This window comes from Paraburkholderia sp. SECH2, assembly GCF_030464795.1.
GTDB lineage: Bacteria > Pseudomonadota > Gammaproteobacteria > Burkholderiales > Burkholderiaceae > Paraburkholderia > Paraburkholderia aspalathi.
This window is the reverse complement of the sequence record NZ_JALPRH010000014.1, coordinates 1-17,961: the sequence shown is the minus strand read 5'-3', so window position 1 is coordinate 17,961 and position 17,961 is coordinate 1. Positions and strand designations below refer to the sequence as shown.

The window sequence follows — 17,961 nt, the reverse complement described above, 5'->3', positions numbered from 1 at the left end:
ACGTCACGTGCTCCGTGGGGCTTGAGCATTGGCTGCACAAAGCGCGGAGCACGTGATGACGCGGACTGCTTATGCGCCTTGCATAACGGGGCGTCCAACGGAACGCCTTGTATGCGCGGCATCAACGAGCGACTTATGCGGACTACTTATGGCTCACCGGCACCAGGCCGCCGAGCAGTGTCGTCAAGCCGCCCGTTGCACTGCCCGAGCCGCTCGTCGAACCTGCCGCCGAGCTGAGTGTTCCGGTCAATTGGCCGACGAGGGCGGTCACCGGCGCGAGCGGATTGCTGCCGTTGCTACCCGAGGCGCTGCTGGTGACACCGGAGAGCGCGCCAGTCAGCGTCGACAACGGATTCGATCCACTACCTGAGCCACCCAGCACCGACGTCAGCGAACTCAGCGGCGAGCCGCCCGAAGTCAGCGAGCTCAAGGGCGTGCCATTCAATGCCGGGGTCAGGCCGGCCAGCGGCGTGCCGCCGAGCAGCGTCGACACCGAGCCGAGCGGGTTGTTGCCGAGCCCGAGACTCGCGAGCGTGTTTTGCAGCGGGCCGAACGGGCTGCCGTTGGCAGGCGGCCCATTGACGACCGCCACATTGGTGCTGCCGACGAGGCTCGTAATCAAGCCGGGAATCGGATTCGCGCCATTCGGGCCGTTCGGATTGACGAGGCCGCCGGCGTTCGTCACCGTGTTGCCGAGCGAGCCGACCAGGTTGCCGAGGTCTGCGCCGAGCGGGTTGTTGGTTGCCGCGCCGACTTGTGTGCTGGTCGATTTCAACGTGCCGCCGATTTGCGCGAGCAGGCCGCCTACCGGCGCGCCGAGGCCGGTCTGCGTGCCGACCGTCTGCGTCACGAGTCCGACGGTCTGCACGATCGGTGTGATCGCGGTGCTGATCGGCTGAGTGACCTGCTGCACCGGCACGGAGGCCAGCGAATTGCCGAGCGTCACGCCACCGGCGTTCAGTGCGCCAGCGGTGGTGGAGAGAACCGTTGCCAGCGGCGTGGTGAGCGGCGACAGCGGCGCGAGATTGCCGGTGCCGAGGCCGCCGACCGCGGTGCTCAGACCTTGCACGACGCCGCTTGTCGAACTGACCACCGAGCCGAGTCCGGCGACCGTGGTGCCGACCGGATTGGAGGTCGTGCCGATTTGTCCGACGCCGCCGCTCACTGCGTCAGCGAGTGAATTCAGTGTGCTGCTGGTGCTCGACACCGCGTTGCCGAGACCTTGTGTGACCTGCGGGCTGAGGCCCGGGATGGTCTGCGAGGCGATCGTGTTGCCGAGGTCTTTGGTCGTCTGCGCGGCGGCGGTGGCGACGCCGGTGGTGCCCGACGACGTGCTGGTGGTCGGGCCGCCGCTGGTCGAACCCCCGCCGCTAGTGCCGCCGCCGGAGGATGCGCTCGGCGGCGCAGTGACGCCATTGCCGCCACACGCGGCGAGCAAGCCTGCGACTGCAACGGCGATCAGCGGTGCGCGCAACGACGACACTGTCGCGCACGCCGCATGGAGAGTAAAAAAACGTTGGCTGGACATAGGTGCTCCTCAGTGTCTTCTAGGTGTCGTATGCGTGGTTTGCGTGCGCCTGTGCAACGGGTGTCTGAGCGGCGCGGCTCAATTCATCCAGGTTCCGGCAGAGCCGGGGCACGGCTGTCGGGCCGCACTCCGGGTGCCAGTCGCTGCGCTTCTTTCGATAGCATTACTTACTTCTTCGTCAGGCCACCAAGCAGGCCACCGACGAGCGACGTCACCGGAGCGAGCGGGTTGCTGCCCGATCCCTTGCCGCTGGTGCTCGACAGCGAGAGGCCGGGGCTCGATGTGGTGGTCGTCGTGGTGGAAGGCGTAGCGGCCGCCGTTGTCGTGACGCCGCCGAGCGCGCCGGTGACGCTCGCCAGCAGGCCGGTAACCGGGGCGAGCGGGCTGCTGCTGCCGCCGGTCGCGCTGCTCAGGCCGCTCGTTACACTCGAGAGCAGACCCGTGACGGGTGCCAACGGGCTGCTGCCGCTAGATGCGCCGCCCAGACCGCCCGTTACGCTGCTGAGCGCACCGGTGAGCGGAGCGAGCGGGCCACTGCTGGTGCCACCGGTCAAGCCGCCGAGCACGCTGGTGAGCGGAGCGAGCGGGCCGCTGCTGGTGCCGCCCGTCAGGCCGCCGAGTACGCTGGTGAGCGGAGCAAGCGGATTACCGCCCGTGCTGCCGGTGAGCAGGCCACCGACTGACGCGACCGTGGTGCCGGTGTCCGTCACCGTGTGACCCAGAGCAGCCGTGATCGGATTGCCGCCCGTTGCACTGATCAACGTGCCGGCCTTACCGAGGCCGCCGCCGAGAGTGCCGAGCAGGCCGTTCAGCGGTGCGCCGAGGCCGGTCGTGTTACCGACCGTCTGCGTGGTCGCCGCGACCATCGACGTGATCGGCGTGATCGCGGTGCTGAGCGTTTGCGTGATTTGCTGGACCGGACCCGTCGAGAGCGCGGTGGTGAGCGTGCTGCCGCCGTTGGTGACTGCGTTGCCAAGCGTATTGACGACGCCGCCGAGCGGCGTGGTGATGGCTGCCAGCGGCGCGAGCGGACCGCTGCCGAGGCTCGTCACGAGGCTGCCCGCTTCTGTCACTGCGCCGCCGACATGACCGACCACGCCACCGAGGCTCGAGACCGTCGTGCCGACCGCGTCGCCGCCGGTGCCGAGCTGGCCGAGCCCTTGTGATACGCCGGTGCCGAGCGTGGAGACCGCCGAGCCGACTTGTTGGACGATGCCGCCGGCGGCCTGGGTGGTTTGCGCGCTGACGCCGGGCAGGCTTTGCGAACCGATCACGCTACCGATGCTCGAGACCGTCTGGCCGAGATCGTTGACCACGCCGCCGCCGTTGCCGACGACCGTGCCGAGCGCGTTCGCCACTGGCGTCGTGCCGGTTCCCGTTCCTGTTCCGGTGCCCGTACCTGAGCCGCTTCCCGATCCGTTGCTGCTGGTGTCGGTGCCGGAACCGCCTGAGCCCATCGAACCGCTTCCGCTGCCCGTGGTGGTGGAAAGCGCGCCGCCGGAGGAGCCGCTACCGCTGCCGCCAGTGCCGGCACTTAGGGTTCCGGAGCCCCCGCAAGCGCCGAGAGAAAGCATTGCTGCCACGCTGGTGGCAATCAGGGTTGTTCGAAGTGTGGTGTTGGCCGTTTGAATGTTCATGTCGCCCTCGCATCGCATGTGTTTTTGGGTGTTGCTGCGTGCCTTCCTCTGCATGAGCCGTGCCATTTCGACTGAATAATGCAGAAGATTTTTTTGCAATGGGGCTTAAAGCCATATGTGATATGGCTTTGCGATGAATTGATGGAGTGTCTGCTAACCCAGATATAGCGCGAGAAAATGAATTCGCTAAACGTTTGCGATGGCTGCGTAACGTAACGAGGCGCGCGCGCCGTTACGAAACACGGCGTAACGCAGGCGCAGCGGGAGGTCCCCGGACGCTTGAAACGTTCTGTTCAAACAAATAATTAGTGCAGCGAATCTAACTCATGGTTATTCCTATGTGCTGCAACGCACGAACAGCCGTTAACCTGAGTACGACGCTAAAACGCATATGGTGTCGCGCTAAGGGCAGCGGACAATTGCTTAAATATGATTGTTCGGCTATAAAACCCGAAAGCATCACGGATTGACGAGGGAGGTGCGTAATCGAACAGACAGCTCATAGACCTCTGTTTTATTGAAGCCGGCTGCAAGGCGGTGCTTCCGCAGCGCAACACGCAGGACCAGGAATGAGAGACCAATGGTCCGCAGCGCTGAAGACTCCGCCATCCGAAGCAGCACGTAAACAAACGAAATAAATGAAAGTCCGAGGGTAAAAATGAAAAAGTTCACACAACGCTTCCTGAGAGATAACAAGGGCGTGACGGCCATCGAGTATGGTTTGATCGCGGGGTTGATGACGGCAGCACTTGTCATTGCGGTCGGCTCCATCACCGGTGCGCTTAAGACCTCATTCGCAGCCATCGCTGCCTTGCTATAGGTAACTTAAGGGTCTGGCGGCGGCAGTTCCTGTAGGTGAAATTGAGGCGGGACAGGTTCTATCCGGTTAGTCTCGCGCACTTCTGGAACAAGGCCAGTTGAGTTTTCAGTGCGGACTGCTTATGCAGTCCGTACTGATATGTCTCGCCCGTCGAGTCCATTATGAATTTACCAGTCGCCGACATTCTATTTGTCGCGTGGGCCGCCGCCATTGCTATATGTGATTGCCGCAGCCGACGCATTTCCAATTCGCTTGTCGTTTTTGGTTTAGCGGCGGCATTTGCGTGCGCGCTATTCCAGTGCAGCCCTTTTAATATTTCGGCCGGACAGGCAGCGTTGGGTGCCGTCGTCGGGCTGGTCGCGTTGCTGCCGTTTTTTGCGCTAGGCGTAATGGGTGCTGCCGACGTCAAGGTTTTCGCCGCGCTAGGTGCCTGGTGCGGTATGCATATGCTGCTCGGCATCTGGATCGCTGCGAGCCTTGCAGCCGGGATGCATGCGCTCTGGCTACTCGTCACAACCCGCACGCGACTCGCTACGATCGTGCGGCACGCTGGTCCGACTTTCGAGGTGGGTGGTAAAGCATCGACCCCCTATGCGGCGTGTCTGACAGTGGCGGCCTGTGCATGGCTGGCGCTGCAAATGTCCACAGGTGTGCTGCGATGAGACCTTCCACGACCCGGTCCATGATTCCACAGAAAGGGCTCGCGCTTGCGCACCGCCAACGTGGCGCCACGGCTGTGGAATTCGCGCTGGTATTCCCGTTGTTCTTCGCAATCGTCTACTTGATCATCACTTTCAGCGTGATGATGGTAGCCCAGCAGAACCTGACACTGGCGGCCGAAGAAGGCGCGCGCGCCGCGCTGAATTACCAGCCCAACACGTCTTTGCAAAGCGCGCTTACCAATCGCGCCGCGGCAGCCTGCGTCGCGGCCCAGGCGGTAATGGCTTCGATCGTCAGCGCCGCGACCTGCACGTCGACTGCGAGCGCCTGCAGTCCCAGTAACGGGATGCAATGTGTGCAAGTCGCAATGGCTTACGACTATCAGAAACACCCAATCGTGCCGTCGATAGTAATTCTGGATATCCCGCTGCCGAAGACGCTAACGAGCAGCGCGACGGTCCAACTCAACCCGGAGAATATTCAGTGACGCACGCGCTGATCCTCAGCTTTTCTGTCCGTCAACGCGCGTGTGAACGCTCGGGCTATAGAGCATCGTTCAATCGAAGCAGCGAGTCATCATGCCGAATCTGACCAAAATTATCGCCGGTGTGCTGATCGCGGTCGCGTTGCTGCTCGGCCTGTTTGCCTGGACGCTGTCACGCCGCCCGGCGCCAGTGGCCGTCACGGCCGCCACGCAAGCCACTTTTCCGGTGGTGGTGGCGACCCGCACGCTGCCTGCCGGCAAGGCAATTACCGTCGACGCTTTGCGCGTGCAGTCGCTGCCGATCAATCCGAACGGCGCTTTCACCGATCCGGCCCAGTTGACGGGCCGTGTGCCGAATGCGGATATCAGCGTGGACTCGCCGGTGCTGGAAACGCAACTGTCGTCGGGGCTGGCGGAGCGTATCGAACCGGGTGAGCGCGCCCTTGCGGTCCGCGTTGACGAAAGCAATGCGGTGGCCAACCGGCTGCGGCCCGGCAATTTCGTAGACGTGTTTTTTACGCTCAAGCGCGATAACGCCGGCGTCGGCAACTCCGAAGTCGACCGTACCCAGACGCGTCTGCTCATGTCGAAAGTCCGTGTACTCGCGTTCGGTAATGCGACTGCGAGCGGCGACACCGCGGGCGATCCGAACGGCATGGTGCGCACGGCGGTACTGGCGGTGCCGGTTGCAGATGTCGACAGGTTGACGCTGGCGGAGAGTGCTGGCCGGCTGGTCTTCGCGCTGCGCAATCCGAAAGATGCCGAAGTGGCTGACGAAAGCGTTTTTCCCGCGCAGCCAGGCGTGCTGAAAACTTCCGCGCATCCCGGCTCCGGCGATGTGCTGCAGAACTCGACGAAGGCTGCGGCCGGCGTTGCACTCGACACCTTGTCTGGCGTTGGCAACCTGCCGGGTGTCGCGCCGCGGTCCGCACCGGCGCCGCATATGGCGGTTGCGCCGACCCGCGTCGCAGGCAGTACAAACAGTACAAAAAGCGGTATCGAAGTGATACGGGGTGGGCGCGCCGAAACGGTCGCCTGGTAGCAGTTTTAGGGAGCGGGCGGCCGGACGCGTCCATGACTACATGACAAAACGGATTTTTGCATCAGGAACGACGGCGTACGTCGGATGTGCGTTGTTGATTGCGTCAAGCGCGGCGCACGCGGCCGATTCTACCCAGCATGCGCGGAAGGCGCGCCCGGCACAACCTGCCTCGTCGGCCGAACCTGCGCAACTGGCGGTCGGGCAAACCATCGGACTGACGGTCGGCGGCCAGCAACAGGTGGCGACAGGCCATGTGCTACAGCGCATTGCACTCGGCGACCCCTCGGTGGCCGACGTACTGATCATGAAGGGTAGTGGCCGTGGTGGCGTGCTGCTGGTCGGCAAGGCCGCGGGAACCACGAGTTTGATGCTGTGGGAGCGCGGCCGCGATACGCCATTGACGTATACGGTGAACGTCATTACCCAAGCGGCGGCTTCGCTGCTTGGCCCGGATACCCCGAGTGTCAAGGTGCTCGGCGGTACTGCGCTGATGTCCGGTTCGTCGGCGACGATGGAAGCGCATCAGCGCGCCGTCGTTGCGGCGGAGGGATCGCTTGCAAAGGATGCCGCAGCGGGCAAGGGCGGTGCAGCGGCGAAAGACGGCGCGGTGTTCGATACGTCGACGGTCGCCAGCCGTGCCGTAGTGCAGGTCGATGTGCGCGTCGTCGAATTCAGCCGTTCTGTGCTCAAGCAGATCGGCTTCAACTTCTTCAAGCAGAACAACGGTTTCACGTTCGGCTCGTTCGCGCCATCGGCGCTGACCTCGGTTTCGGCGACGGCGGGGCAGGCGCCCCAGTTCACCAGCACGACGCCGCTGTCGTCGGCGTTCAATCTGGTGTTCAACTCGGCGACCCACGGCTTGTTTGCCGACCTGAGCCTGATGGAAAGCAACAATATGGCCCGTGTGCTGGCTGAACCGACGCTCGTCGCGTTGTCCGGACAGAGCGCAAGCTTTCTCGCCGGCGGCGAAATCCCTGTGCCGGTGCCGCAAGGGTTAGGAACGACCTCGATCGAATATAAGCCTTACGGCATTGGTCTCACGTTGACGCCGACCGTACTGGGCCCGCAACGCATCGCGCTGAAAGTGGCGCCGGAGGCGAGCCAGCTCGACTTCGCGAACGCAGTGACGATTAGCGGCGTGTCGGTGCCAGCGTTCACGACACGGCGCACGGACACCACGGTCGAACTCGGAGACGGCGAGAGCTTTGTAATCGGCGGGCTGGTTGACCGCGAGACGACGTCGAATATATCCAAGGTGCCCTTGCTGGGTGATCTGCCGATCATCGGCACGTTCTTTAAGCAACTGAGCTACCAGCAGAACGAGAAAGAGCTGGTGATCATCGTGACGCCGCATCTGGTGTCGCCGTTGGCGAAGGCGGCGCCTGTACCGTCGACGCCGGGCGAACAGTCCGAACAGCGCAACGGTCCGGTGTGGCGCTCGCTGGTCGGCGGATTCGTCGCGGGCGATGCAGCGCCGGGGTTTTCGAAATGAAGGCGCCGAAGCTTCGCTTGACGCGCGCGGTAACCGGATTACGCGAAGCAAACAGACGCACGCGCACATGGCCTGTGCGCGGCAGTATGCAGTACGACGCGGCGGCCTGGCTGCCGATGCCGCAAAAGGATGTCCAACATGAACGCGAGAACGCATTCATTGACTGAACGGGCGGTCACCGATTATTTCGTGTTTGCGTCGCTAGCCGACGAACACGTGCATTGGCTCGCCGAAACTCTGGTGGGTGCAGGCGTGGTCGAAGCGGTCACGCTCGACCCGGCAATGCTCATGCAACGCATTGGCGTGCTGAACCCGTCGCTGGTGTTCGTCGACTTTTCGGGCGGCCGCGCCGCAGCGGCGAGTGCTGCCGCGAGCGCGGTGCGCAGTGCCTATCCTGGTATGCAGATCGTCGCGATCGGTTCGCTCGCCGAGCCGGAAAGCGCACTGGCTGCGTTGCGTGTCAGCGTGCGTGATTTCATCGATCTGTCGGCGCCCGCTGAAGAGGCCCTGCGCATCACGCGGCAGGTGCTGGACAACCTGGTCGAACCGGTCAGCCGTCATGGACACGTGACCGCACTGCTTGGGGCGCGCGTCGGTATGGGTGTGAGCACGCTGGCCGCGAATCTCGCGGTAATGTTGCAGCGGCGCGACGTCGCGAAAGGGCGGCAAGCTGCCTTGCTCGATCTCGGCTTGCCAGCGGGCGACGGCTCGTTGCTCCTGAATACCCGCAGTGAATTCAATTTCGTAGAAGCCGTGCGTAATCTGCGCCGCTTCGATCAGACCTTCGTGCATACCGCGCTATCGCACCACACGAGTGGCCTCGCGCTCACGACGCTACCGCCTAATCTTGCCGATATGCGCGAGGTGTCGTATTCGTCGTCGATTGGTTTGCTGAACCGGCTGCGGGCGTTCTTTGATCAGCAGATCGTCGATCTGGGCGGATTCAGCAATGTCGAATTCATCGCGCATGTCGTGCAGGCTGCGGACGAAACGTGGTTGTTGTGCGATCAGGGTGTCGCCTCGATCGTATCGGCAGTTGGTGTGCTCGACGCATTGCGGGAAGAGGGCGTCGATACCGCCAACGTGCAGTTGGTCGTCAACAAATTCGACAGCGACCTCGGGCTAGCCGCCGCGCAGATCGCGCAGCGTCTGGAGATTCCGTTGCTGACGACGTTGCCGGAGCGGCGTGTAGCGCTCGGCCAGGCCGTCAATCAAGGGCATCTGCTGGCGGACACCACGGCACGCGACCCCTATGTGCGTGCGTTAGAACCGTTGATTGAACGGCTCGGTGGCGCGGCGAGAACAGCCGCGCAGCCAGGCGGAAAATCCGCGCTTAGTGCGCTCAAGCGCTTCATTCCATCCACTCAAAAGCGGTCATAAACGATGGCAAAAGAGATTGAATTTGCCGACGACGCGCCTTCGTTCGCGCATAGCCAGCAGTTCCAGGACATCAAGAATGCTGCGCACGAACATCTGCTGACGCGTATCGAGGAACTTGGCTCGGAGTTCGGCCGCTGGTCGCGTAACGCGATCAACCAGTTCGTCGATCTGGAGATGGACAGCTTTGTACGGCTGCGCCGGATTCCGATCAACGAAGGCGAAGTGCGGTTGATCGCCGAGGCGCTGACCAAAGAACTGGCGGGATTCGGCCCAATCGAAGATCTGCTCGCCGATCCGGCCGTCGAAGATATTCTGATCAACGGCTACAACGACGTGTATGTGTCGCGTCACGGGATCCTCACGAGGATTCAGGTACGTTTCGCCGACAACGCCCACTTGTTGCGTATCGTGCGGCGCATTCTCGCACCGATCGGACGACGCCTCGACGAATCGAATCCGATGGTCGATGCGCGTTTGCCGGACGGCGGTCGCGTGAATGTGGTGATCGAACCGTTGTCGATCGACGGGCCGATCGTCTCGATCCGCAAATTCCGCAAGGACCCGCTGCGTCCCGATGATCTGCTCGCGAACGGCACTTATAGTCCCGAAGTCGGTGCGCTGCTCGAAGCAGCGGTGGCGGCTCGCTGCAACGTGCTGGTGTCGGGCGGCACGAGTTCGGGCAAGACCTCGCTTCTGAACGCGCTCGCGTTCCACATTCCGGAGCCGGAGCGGGTTGTGACGATCGAGGACACCGCCGAACTGTCGCTGAACCATCCGCACGTGGTGCGGCTGGAAAGCCGTCCTGGCGGTTTCGACGGCGCGGGCCTCGTGACGATTCGCGACCTGCTGCGCAATACCTTGCGGATGCGCCCGGACCGCATCATCGTCGGTGAAGTGCGCGGCGGTGAGGTGCTCGAAATGCTGCAGGCGATGAATACCGGCCACGACGGTTCCATGGGCACGGTCCACGCAAGTTCGCCGCGCGAGTGTCTGTACCGGCTGGAAATGCTGGCGGGCTTTGCTGGCTTCCAGGGCACCGAATCGAGCCTGCGCCGCCAGATTGCCAACGCGATTGACTTCATCGTGCAGATCGGGCGCCTCTCGAATGGGCGCCGGCGGATTCTGTCGATCACCGAAGTGACGGGTCTGTCAGACAACATCATCGCGACCCAGGAACTGTATCGCTACGAGCCGATCGCGACGGCAGAGGGAGACGAACTCGATAACTGGGTGTCGCTGGGTATCCATCCGCACTCGTCGAAACTGGCGCGTTTCCGTCAGGCCCTGGGCGGTTCGGTGCAAGGCAATGCGTTCGGTAACGCGGGCTTCGGCGGCGGTGGTTTCGGAGGCGGTGGCACAGGCGGCTTCGGCGGAGGCTTCAATGTCTAGCTCGGTGCTGGTCTTCGCGGCGCTCGCGCTGCTGTGCGCAGCAGGCGCGTTACTGCTATTGCAACGCAGCGCACAACGTAAAGACCAGATGAGCGCCGAACGCTTCATCGATAGCCGCATGGCGTCGGGCACGGTTGGCGCGGGCGGTCCCGTGGCCAGCCCCCGCGTGGCGCCGTCGCGCGCCGGATTGCCCCTCATGGCAGCGCCACAGACGCCGCAGGCCGATGCCGGCTGGTTCGGCCGCGTGCGCTATCTGAAAGCGCGTGGCAGCTTCACGTTACAGCACGCGATGGCCAGTGCGGGCATCAACCACGCGCGGGTGCCGGCCATCCTGGTGGGGACGTTCGTGCTGGTGTTGTGTATCTGGGCTGCGAGTGTCGGTGGGGTGTTGGCCGCCGCTGCCGTCCTGGTTACGTGCGGGGCGTTTATCTACTTTCTGGTGACGATGCGCGCTAACAAACGCCGTCAACAGATTGTGCGGCAACTGCCGCTGTTTCTCGACGGTATCGTTCGACTGATCACGCTCGGCAACAGCGTGCCGGCTGCTTTTCAAGCATCTTTGCAAACCACGGAAGCGCCGCTGCGCGAATGTCTCGACCACGTCTCGCGGATGTTGCGCACCGGCGTCGAAATCGATCGTGCGCTCTCTCACGTTGCAGTGATCTATAACGCGCGCGAGCTCGAGCTGGTCGGTGCGGTGCTGCGTCTGTCGGTCAAATACGGCGGCCGTGCCGACGTGATGCTCGACCGGATGTCATCGTTCATGCGTGATCTCGAACAGGCTGAACGTGAGCTTTCCGCGATGTCGGCGGAAACTCGCATGTCGTCGTGGGTACTGGGCTTACTGCCGGTAGGCATTGGCGGCTTCCTGATCTTGTCCAATCCGGAATATTTCGCGTCGATGTGGTTTGACGCGACCGGCCGCAACGTCGTCTACCTGGCGTTCGCGTTGCAGGCGCTGGGCTCCTATTTGCTGCATCGAATGGCAAGGCTGAGGAACTGAAGATGGAAGCTCAACACGTTGCCGCCATCGCGCTTGCTCTCGCGGCACTCGGCCTGCTGCTGATTGCAGCGCTGCTGGTCGTGCGTCTCTCGGCGGCGCGGCGTAGCGAACGCACGTTGACGCATGCCCTCGACGAGCGTGCGCTGCAGAGCGCGGCGCTTACCGCCGCGGCGCGTGGCGGTGAGCGGGCGGACACCGCCGCCCCTGCCCGAGGTGGCCAGCCCGCAGGCTGGAAGCGCCTGTTCGAGCGTTTCGCACACGCCGGGGTACGTTGGCTCGATACACCGCTCGGTCGGCAGATCGTCGCCGAGGAAGACCGCCGTCTGCTCGAACAATGTGGGTTCGTCGACACGCGCATGCGTGGCCTGTTTCTGATGGCTCGGATCCTGGGCATGGCCATACTGCCATTGGTGGCCGGCATGCTCGCACGCGATCATGTTTCGGGGTCGACGTGTGTGGTCATTATTATTGCGGCCACCTTGGCCGGTTTCATGGTGCCGAAGATTTACGTGGCGCGTCGCGCCAGCCGGCGTCGCAACGGCGTGATTGAGGAATTGCCGCTGATGGTCGATCTGCTGCGTCTGCTGCAAGGCGTTGGTCTCTCGCTCGATCAGAGCCTGCAGGTGATGGTGAGCGATTTCCGTACGGTACTGCCGGTGCTGTCTCATGAGCTGGAAATTGCGCAGCGTCAGTTCGCGGCCGGCCGCCCGCGCGACCAGTCGCTCAATCGCCTTGCGGCGAGCTATGACAACGAGGATTTGCGTGCGGTGGTGCGACTGCTGATACAGGTGGACAGGCACGGGGGCGCGGTGCAGGAACCGCTGAAACTGTTCGGCGATCGCTTGCGCGAAGCACGTCGCGCGATGCTGCGTGAACGCATTGGCCGCCTCACTGTGAAGATGACCGGGGTGATGATCGTCACGCTATTGCCGGCCCTGATGATCGTCACAGCCGGGCCGGGCGTGCTTGCCGTCACGAAGTCGCTGCACTCGACGCAACGCTGAGGATTTTGCAATGACTCACAGTTTTTCGACCGGGTACCGGAATCGCATCAAGCCACGAGGCGTGCGCGTGGCGGCCTTGTTGTCGGTATCTCTGGGGGTGTCGATATGGTTTGGCGGGTGTGCGTCGAAGGATCTCGGGTATGGCGTAGGCCCGCAAGCCGAGCGTGCGGCGCTCGCCCAGCAAGCCAACCGCGACCCCGCACCGGATACGCCGGGGATGTATCTCGGGCTGATCGATCAAATGCAGTCGCAGGGACTTTACTACGCGTCGCTCGCGCATATCGACGCCTATGAAAAGCAATACAGCGTGACGCCGGACACGCTTCTGCTGCGCGCTGATGCGCTGCGAATGACCGCTCAACCCGCGGCCGCGGCGACCGCTTACACGCAATTGCTGAAGACGCCGCTGGCGGCGCGGGGTTATCGCGGTCTTGGTTTGCTCGCCGGCGGGGCGGGCGATTTCGCGCGCGCCGCGCAGGAGCTGGAGCAGTCGGCGCAACTCGCGCCGACCGACGCGGTGACCTTATCGGATCTCGGCTATGCACGCATGCGCAACGGCGATGTAAGCGGAGCGCGCGTGCCGTTGATGCAGGCGGCGCAACTCGATCAGAACAATCCGAAGATCGTTAGCAATCTCGTGCTGTTTCTGCTTGCCAACGGGGAGCAGGCGCAGGCGCTGGCGGTGATGAATCAGCAGAAGCTGGCGCCGGAAGTGCGCGCGGCGATTCGCGGCGACGCGGCCAAGGTGGCCGTGGCGGAGCGCGCGCAATCGCAATCTTCAGCGCCGCCGCTGCAGTCAGGTGGACCGGCCGGCGCTATGGCTAGCGCGCAGGGAATCGAGCCGGCACCGCGCTTGTTGCAGCGGTTCGCGCAGTGAGCAACGGCGCAATCAGGGGAAAGAATATGAAAAGCAAACAGATGGAACGGGGTTGCATGGGATCAGTGGCACGTATTGTCATGGGTGCGGGCCTCGCGTTCGGCTTGACCGCAGGTCTCGCCGACGTGGCACTCGCCCAGACCGGCACATCGACGGAGACGGCGCCGGCTGCGAGCGAAATCGGCCATTCGGCGCGGGCCTGGATCAATCTGCAGAGCAGCAACGCGGAAGCTGCACCTGCGCTGCCAATGCTGGGAGCGGAAGCGGGCCTTGCGTACCGTCGTTACCTGGAATCGTTCAAGAGCAAAATTCCCGATCTTTACGAATCGGCATTGGGTTCTGGCGGCAACGGCAGCAGTGGCTCGCAATTCGGCTCTGGTTCGAGCGGCAGTAGCGGTGAGCGATGACATGCCCGGACGTCAATTTTCAGCGGTCCTAGCCAGACGCAGGGCGTGTGCCGGCTACGCACGTCGTGCGGGCGGTGCGGGCATGTTTGCGCCGCGCCGGCAGCGTGGCACGGCCGCGGTGATGGCCGCAATTTTTCTGAGTCTGGCGGTCGCGGCGCTCGGTGCACTCGATGTCGGCAATACGTACTATGCGCGCAGGCAGTTGCAGCGCACGGCGGATCTGGCGGCGATGGCGGGTGTACAGGTGATCAGCAGTCCCGCAGGATGCTCGACGGTAACGACAGTCGCGCAGCAGAATGCAACGGCCAATGGATTCACTGCAGACGGATCCACCAAAACGCTCACGACTACGTGCGGACGTTGGGATACCAGTACCAGCACTTATTTCGGCACGAGCGGTAATCCACTCAACGCGGTGCAAGTCAAGGTCACGCAGCAAGTACCCTATTTGTTCCTCGGACCGTCGCGTAACGTGACCGCGACTGCTACCGCGCTGGCGTCGAACATTGACGCGTTCTCGCTCGGTACCGGCATCGCCGCGATCAACACGCAACAATCGGCGCTGCTGAACGCGATCCTCGGTGGCTTGCTGAAGACCAGCGTATCGCTGAGTATCGGCGATACGCAAAGTCTCGCTTCGGCACATATCAAGCTTTCTGATCTGATGGTGGCGCTAGGTGCATCGTCGATGCAAGGCCTGCTCGCGACCACTGTGACCTATCAGAACCTGATGCTCGCGATGGTCACTGCGTTGCAAGCCGGCGGTGATACCGTCAACGCGGCGATTCTGCGAACGCTGGCCGTTGCGATTCCTGGCGGTCAGAACATCACTATCGGCGATGGCGGTCAGTCCGCCCCGGGGCTGCTCGCGCTGGGGCTCGCCAATCCGAATGCCGCGGCGACGGCGACGATCAATGCGTTCGATGCGTTGATGGTTGCCGCGCAGATCGCGGAGCGTCCGGATCCAACGACCGGCAATACGCCGGTGATCAATGTGACGGCGGGCTTGGCCGGTGTGGCGGGTATTTCGTTGCAGGTCATCCATCCGCCGGTGCTGGCAGTGGGTGAGGGCGGTACGGTAGGCACCGGAGCGAATGCTGTGGCCCGCACGCAGGCGCGGACGGCGGTGCTCAATGCGACCGTCAATTTGATGCCTGTTACGTTTAAGCCATTCGGATTGAATCTGCTTCTCGGCTCGATCACGGTCGCTGCGCTCAATACGCCGATCATGCTCTCGTTGACGAGTGCGCAAGGAACGGCGACCTTGAGTTCGGTCGATTGCGAGTCGAGTAAGGCGGCGACTACCGCCACCATCCAGGTTATTCCGAGCATTGCAACCGTCTGCCTGGGCGCGAACGCGTCTTGCGGCGGCACGATCAACGTGGCGGACGTCACGCTCTGGACTCTCCTGACTGGCACAACCGAACTTACGAAGATTGCGCTGAGCGGCACAGGACAACTTTCTCTGGGGGCGCCGGCCGCGCAGCCAGTGACGTTCAACGGCGCATCCGGTAGTTTCGATTCTTCGGTTACGGTCAATTCGAATGCGGTCGGCACCGATGCGTCGACGCTTACCGCACAACTTCTTAAAGCATTGCCCGGCCTGCTGCAGGTAACAGTTGCGGGCCTCGATTTGACGACGGTCATCCAGCCTTTGCTGGCAGGGGTCGCTCCGGTTCTATCGACTGCTCTCCAGCCTGTTTTCGGTCTGCTCGACACTGTCCTCGTTCCGACGCTTTCACTGCTGGGCGTACAAGTCGGCACTGCCACGGTCCACAATATGTCGCTGACATGCGGCGTCTCGCAACTGGTCAACTAGCGTAACCAAGACAAGATGAGAACCAACCCCAAAATCGAGGAACTCGATATCTACGTCTGGGAAGGCAAGGCCGACATCGTCGACCGGGTCGCGCGCTGCATGGCGAGCTTCGACGTCGAAGTGATCCGTGCGGACGATATCGCGATCTCGCCTGAGCGGACCGCGCTGCGGCCGTCGCTCGCGATCATCAGCGTGTCGGTGATCGACAGCGGCGCACTGCTCATGCGCGACTGGCAGGCCGCGCACGGCATTCCCGTCGTGTGGGTCGGCGCCGCGCCGCGCGACCATGATCCGGCGACTTACCCGTCCGACTACTCGCACATCCTCCCGCTCGACTTCACCTGCGCCGAATTGCGCGGCATGGTCATGAAGCTGGTGCTGCAATTGCGCGCGCACAGCGCCAAGACGCATGAGTCGGATGCGATGATCGCCAACTCGGAGTGCATGCAGGCGCTGCTGCACGAAGTCGACACGTTTGCCGACTGCGACACGAGCGTGCTGGTGCACGGCGAAACCGGCGTCGGCAAGGAGCGCATCGCGCAACTGCTGCACGAAAAACATACCCGCTACGGCCAGGGGCCGTTCGTCGCGGTGAACTGCGGCGCGATTCCGGACGGTTTGTTCGAATCGCTGTTCTTCGGCCACTCGAAAGGCTCGTTCACGGGCGCGGTGGTCGCGCACAAGGGCTACTTCGAGCAGTCCGACGGCGGCACGCTGTTCCTCGACGAAATCGGCGATCTGCCGCTCTACCAGCAGGTCAAGCTGCTGCGCGTGCTCGAAGACAGTGCGGTCACGCGAATCGGTTCGGCCACGCCTGTGAAGCTCGATTTCCGGCTGGTGGCGGCAACCAACAAGCATTTACCGCAACTGGTCAAGGACGGCACCTTCCGCGCCGATCTTTACTATCGGCTTGCAGTGATCGAGTTGAAGATTCCGTCCCTCGAAGAGCGGGGCGCGGTCGACAAGATTGCGATCTTCAAGGCGTTCATTGCGCAGATCGTCGGCAGCGAGCGTCTTTCCGCGTTGCCGGACCTGCCGTACTGGCTCGCCGACGCGGTGGCCGACACCTACTTCCCCGGCAACGTGCGCGAGCTGCGCAACCTGGCCGAGCGGATCGGCGTGACGGTGCGTCAGATCGGCGCGTGGGACGCGGCGCGCCTGCAGCGGCTGCTCGCGCTTGCGCGCACCAGCCAGCCGGTGCCGGCGGAGAGCGCCGCTGAGGTGCTGGTGGATCGCAGCAAATGGGACATGGCCGAGCGCAATCGCGTGCTGGCCGCGCTCGACGCAAACGGTTGGCGCCGGCAGGACACAGCCCTGTATTTGGGGATCAGCCGTAAGGTTTTGTGGGAGAAGATGCGTAAGTACCAAATTTTTGATGAAGAGCCCGAAACACGCGAAAGTGAGTAATAATGAGACGGTTGTACTAAAACAAAAACTGTTCAAGCAGGATTTACATGGACCGAAAGTCGAAACTACGGCAGATTGCCCTGGCAGCATTCATCGCGATGGGGGCCGTGCAGGGCGTGAATGCTCAGGCTCTGCCGGATAGCGGGTCGAGCGCTGGCGTCGTTTCCCAGCCGGGCACGACAACGGCGTTGCCGTCCACTCAGGCGCAGACAAGCGCCTTGACGCCGGACGAAGCCAAGCAGTCTGCAGCGGGCAATGTGGCGGAATTGCAGCAGATGATCCGGGGTTCGGACCTGAGCGAATTGCGCACGACATACAACGGCAGCTATGGAGCGAGCTTGCTGTTTTATGGCAAGGAGATGACGTACTACGTGGCGTTGTTCCGGCAGAAGAACTTCTGGCGCGTCATCAAGACGCAGGACGCCACGCGTGCGGACATGATCTACAAGGATTTTGTGCGTCAGACGCTGCAACTGTCGGACGTCGAGATTCGCCGCACGCAGCTGGAAGCGCAGAAGGCGTTCACGGAGCGGATGATCGCGTTGTCGCAGGACCGCGCCAACCGCTTGCAGGCCGACCTCGACGTTGCGCATCAGCAGCAGACGATTGTCGCGAACCAGCAGCAACAGACCCGCGCCGAAACAACGGCACTGGCACAGCAGAAGGCTGCCGCGCAAGACCAACTGCGCGCCGCACAACGCCAGGTCCGCGAACTGCAGCGCCAACTGGAAACCGGCCTGCCGTCGCATTGACCGCGGGAATACCGGAAGATGGGCGGGCAAGGCGGCTTTGAAAGCGCCGCCCACCCCATCGAGAGAACAAACGGCGCACAAGCCGAACAAAAAACTAGACGTACAAGCCGCCTAGTAACGTAAGTCACCTATCCCCGCAGCAAAAAGCCTCATTCCCGAAGCACCCCCGCAACACGAACAGACATTCCCACGCCCCTGGTTTCCTATGCAGACCCGTCCGCGACGCACGCAGTGCGGAGTGGGAGCTGATGACTCCTTTG

General features: G+C 62.9%; 17 protein-coding genes. 14 read left to right on the top strand and 3 right to left on the bottom strand.

The window, feature by feature from the left end; translation table 11 throughout:
* Positions 1-142 precede the first annotated feature (142 nt).
* The 3 genes from M0D66_RS22195 to M0D66_RS22185 all read right to left on the bottom strand — a co-directional run bounded on the left by M0D66_RS22195 (position 143) and on the right by M0D66_RS22185 (position 3,837).
* Positions 143-1,528 (bottom strand): collagen-like triple helix repeat-containing protein, encoded by a 1,386-nt coding sequence (locus M0D66_RS22195; protein WP_266211599.1) that lies wholly within the window; start codon positions 1,526-1,528, stop codon positions 143-145.
* Between the two features lie 167 nt (positions 1,529-1,695).
* Positions 1,696-3,165 carry a collagen-like triple helix repeat-containing protein gene (locus M0D66_RS22190; RefSeq protein WP_266211598.1) on the bottom strand — a complete coding sequence of 490 codons (1,470 nt, stop codon included), beginning with the start codon at positions 3,163-3,165 and terminating at the stop codon, positions 1,696-1,698.
* A gap of 459 nt (positions 3,166-3,624) precedes the next feature.
* Positions 3,625-3,837, bottom strand: a complete 213-nt coding sequence (locus M0D66_RS22185; RefSeq protein ID WP_266211597.1) for a hypothetical protein — start codon at positions 3,835-3,837, stop codon at positions 3,625-3,627.
* Here M0D66_RS22185 and M0D66_RS22180 point away from each other — a divergent pair.
* The 14 genes from M0D66_RS22180 (at position 3,824) to M0D66_RS22115 (ending at position 17,701) form a co-directional block, all read left to right on the top strand.
* Positions 3,824-3,985 (top strand): Flp family type IVb pilin, encoded by a 162-nt coding sequence (locus tag M0D66_RS22180; protein WP_200658858.1) that lies wholly within the window; start codon positions 3,824-3,826, stop codon positions 3,983-3,985. The two genes, M0D66_RS22185 and M0D66_RS22180, sit on opposite strands and share 14 nt — an antisense overlap.
* Positions 3,986-4,146: 161 nt before the next feature.
* Positions 4,147-4,647 carry a prepilin peptidase gene (locus M0D66_RS22175; protein ID WP_266211596.1) on the top strand — a complete coding sequence of 167 codons (501 nt, stop codon included), beginning with the start codon at positions 4,147-4,149 and terminating at the stop codon, positions 4,645-4,647.
* 20 nt (positions 4,648-4,667) lie between these two features.
* Positions 4,668-5,132, top strand: coding sequence for a TadE/TadG family type IV pilus assembly protein (locus M0D66_RS22170; RefSeq protein ID WP_266211595.1), 465 nt, complete (start codon positions 4,668-4,670; stop codon positions 5,130-5,132).
* Between the two features lie 91 nt (positions 5,133-5,223).
* A complete protein-coding gene (gene cpaB, locus M0D66_RS22165; protein ID WP_266211594.1) occupies positions 5,224-6,171 on the top strand; it encodes a Flp pilus assembly protein CpaB in 948 nt (315 codons plus the stop codon).
* A gap of 40 nt (positions 6,172-6,211) precedes the next feature.
* Positions 6,212-7,663: a type II and III secretion system protein family protein gene (locus M0D66_RS22160; protein ID WP_266211593.1), complete on the top strand. Its 1,452-nt coding sequence runs from the start codon at positions 6,212-6,214 to the stop codon at positions 7,661-7,663.
* 138 nt (positions 7,664-7,801) lie between these two features.
* Positions 7,802-9,043, top strand: coding sequence for a fimbrial protein (locus M0D66_RS22155; protein ID WP_211701714.1), 1,242 nt, complete (start codon positions 7,802-7,804; stop codon positions 9,041-9,043).
* Between the two features lie 3 nt (positions 9,044-9,046).
* Entirely contained in the window at positions 9,047-10,432 is a 1,386-nt protein-coding gene (locus tag M0D66_RS22150; RefSeq protein ID WP_200658864.1) for a CpaF family protein, read from the top strand.
* A complete protein-coding gene (locus M0D66_RS22145; protein ID WP_266211592.1) occupies positions 10,425-11,435 on the top strand; it encodes a type II secretion system F family protein in 1,011 nt (336 codons plus the stop codon). The genes M0D66_RS22150 and M0D66_RS22145 overlap by 8 nt, the downstream gene beginning before the upstream one ends.
* 2 nt (positions 11,436-11,437) lie before the next feature.
* The gene (locus tag M0D66_RS22140; protein ID WP_266211591.1) at positions 11,438-12,439 is read left to right on the top strand and encodes a type II secretion system F family protein; all 1,002 of its coding nucleotides are present in this window, start codon (positions 11,438-11,440) and stop codon (positions 12,437-12,439) included.
* 10 nt (positions 12,440-12,449) lie between these two features.
* Entirely contained in the window at positions 12,450-13,316 is an 867-nt protein-coding gene (locus M0D66_RS22135; protein ID WP_266211590.1) for a tetratricopeptide repeat protein, read from the top strand.
* A 26-nt stretch (positions 13,317-13,342) separates the two neighbouring features.
* The gene (locus tag M0D66_RS22130) at positions 13,343-13,723 is read left to right on the top strand and encodes a DUF3613 domain-containing protein (RefSeq protein WP_266211589.1); all 381 of its coding nucleotides are present in this window, start codon (positions 13,343-13,345) and stop codon (positions 13,721-13,723) included.
* Between the two features lie 82 nt (positions 13,724-13,805).
* A complete protein-coding gene (locus tag M0D66_RS22125; RefSeq protein ID WP_266211588.1) occupies positions 13,806-15,542 on the top strand; it encodes a TadG family pilus assembly protein in 1,737 nt (578 codons plus the stop codon).
* A gap of 15 nt (positions 15,543-15,557) precedes the next feature.
* Complete coding sequence (locus M0D66_RS22120; RefSeq protein WP_093632485.1) at positions 15,558-16,949, top strand: sigma 54-interacting transcriptional regulator; 1,392 nt, start codon at positions 15,558-15,560, stop codon at positions 16,947-16,949.
* Between the two features lie 47 nt (positions 16,950-16,996).
* Positions 16,997-17,701: a DUF2968 domain-containing protein gene (locus M0D66_RS22115; protein WP_266211587.1), complete on the top strand. Its 705-nt coding sequence runs from the start codon at positions 16,997-16,999 to the stop codon at positions 17,699-17,701.
* Positions 17,702-17,961 lie beyond the last annotated feature (260 nt).

Coding starts and splice junctions, on each gene's coding strand:
- M0D66_RS22195 (WP_266211599.1), bottom strand. CDS start 1,528: ATGTCCAGCCAACGTTTTTTTACTCTCCATGCGGCGTGCGCGACAGTG.
- M0D66_RS22190 (WP_266211598.1), bottom strand. CDS start 3,165: ATGAACATTCAAACGGCCAACACCACACTTCGAACAACCCTGATTGCC.
- M0D66_RS22180 (WP_200658858.1), top strand. CDS start 3,824: ATGAAAAAGTTCACACAACGCTTCCTGAGAGATAACAAGGGCGTGACG.
- M0D66_RS22175 (WP_266211596.1), top strand. CDS start 4,147: ATGAATTTACCAGTCGCCGACATTCTATTTGTCGCGTGGGCCGCCGCC.
- M0D66_RS22170 (WP_266211595.1), top strand. CDS start 4,668: ATGATTCCACAGAAAGGGCTCGCGCTTGCGCACCGCCAACGTGGCGCC.
- cpaB (WP_266211594.1), top strand. CDS start 5,224: ATGCCGAATCTGACCAAAATTATCGCCGGTGTGCTGATCGCGGTCGCG.
- M0D66_RS22160 (WP_266211593.1), top strand. CDS start 6,212: ATGACAAAACGGATTTTTGCATCAGGAACGACGGCGTACGTCGGATGT.
- M0D66_RS22155 (WP_211701714.1), top strand. CDS start 7,802: ATGAACGCGAGAACGCATTCATTGACTGAACGGGCGGTCACCGATTAT.
- M0D66_RS22150 (WP_200658864.1), top strand. CDS start 9,047: ATGGCAAAAGAGATTGAATTTGCCGACGACGCGCCTTCGTTCGCGCAT.
- M0D66_RS22145 (WP_266211592.1), top strand. CDS start 10,425: ATGTCTAGCTCGGTGCTGGTCTTCGCGGCGCTCGCGCTGCTGTGCGCA.
- M0D66_RS22140 (WP_266211591.1), top strand. CDS start 11,438: ATGGAAGCTCAACACGTTGCCGCCATCGCGCTTGCTCTCGCGGCACTC.
- M0D66_RS22135 (WP_266211590.1), top strand. CDS start 12,450: ATGACTCACAGTTTTTCGACCGGGTACCGGAATCGCATCAAGCCACGA.
- M0D66_RS22130 (WP_266211589.1), top strand. CDS start 13,343: ATGAAAAGCAAACAGATGGAACGGGGTTGCATGGGATCAGTGGCACGT.
- M0D66_RS22125 (WP_266211588.1), top strand. CDS start 13,806: ATGTTTGCGCCGCGCCGGCAGCGTGGCACGGCCGCGGTGATGGCCGCA.
- M0D66_RS22120 (WP_093632485.1), top strand. CDS start 15,558: ATGAGAACCAACCCCAAAATCGAGGAACTCGATATCTACGTCTGGGAA.
- M0D66_RS22115 (WP_266211587.1), top strand. CDS start 16,997: ATGGACCGAAAGTCGAAACTACGGCAGATTGCCCTGGCAGCATTCATC.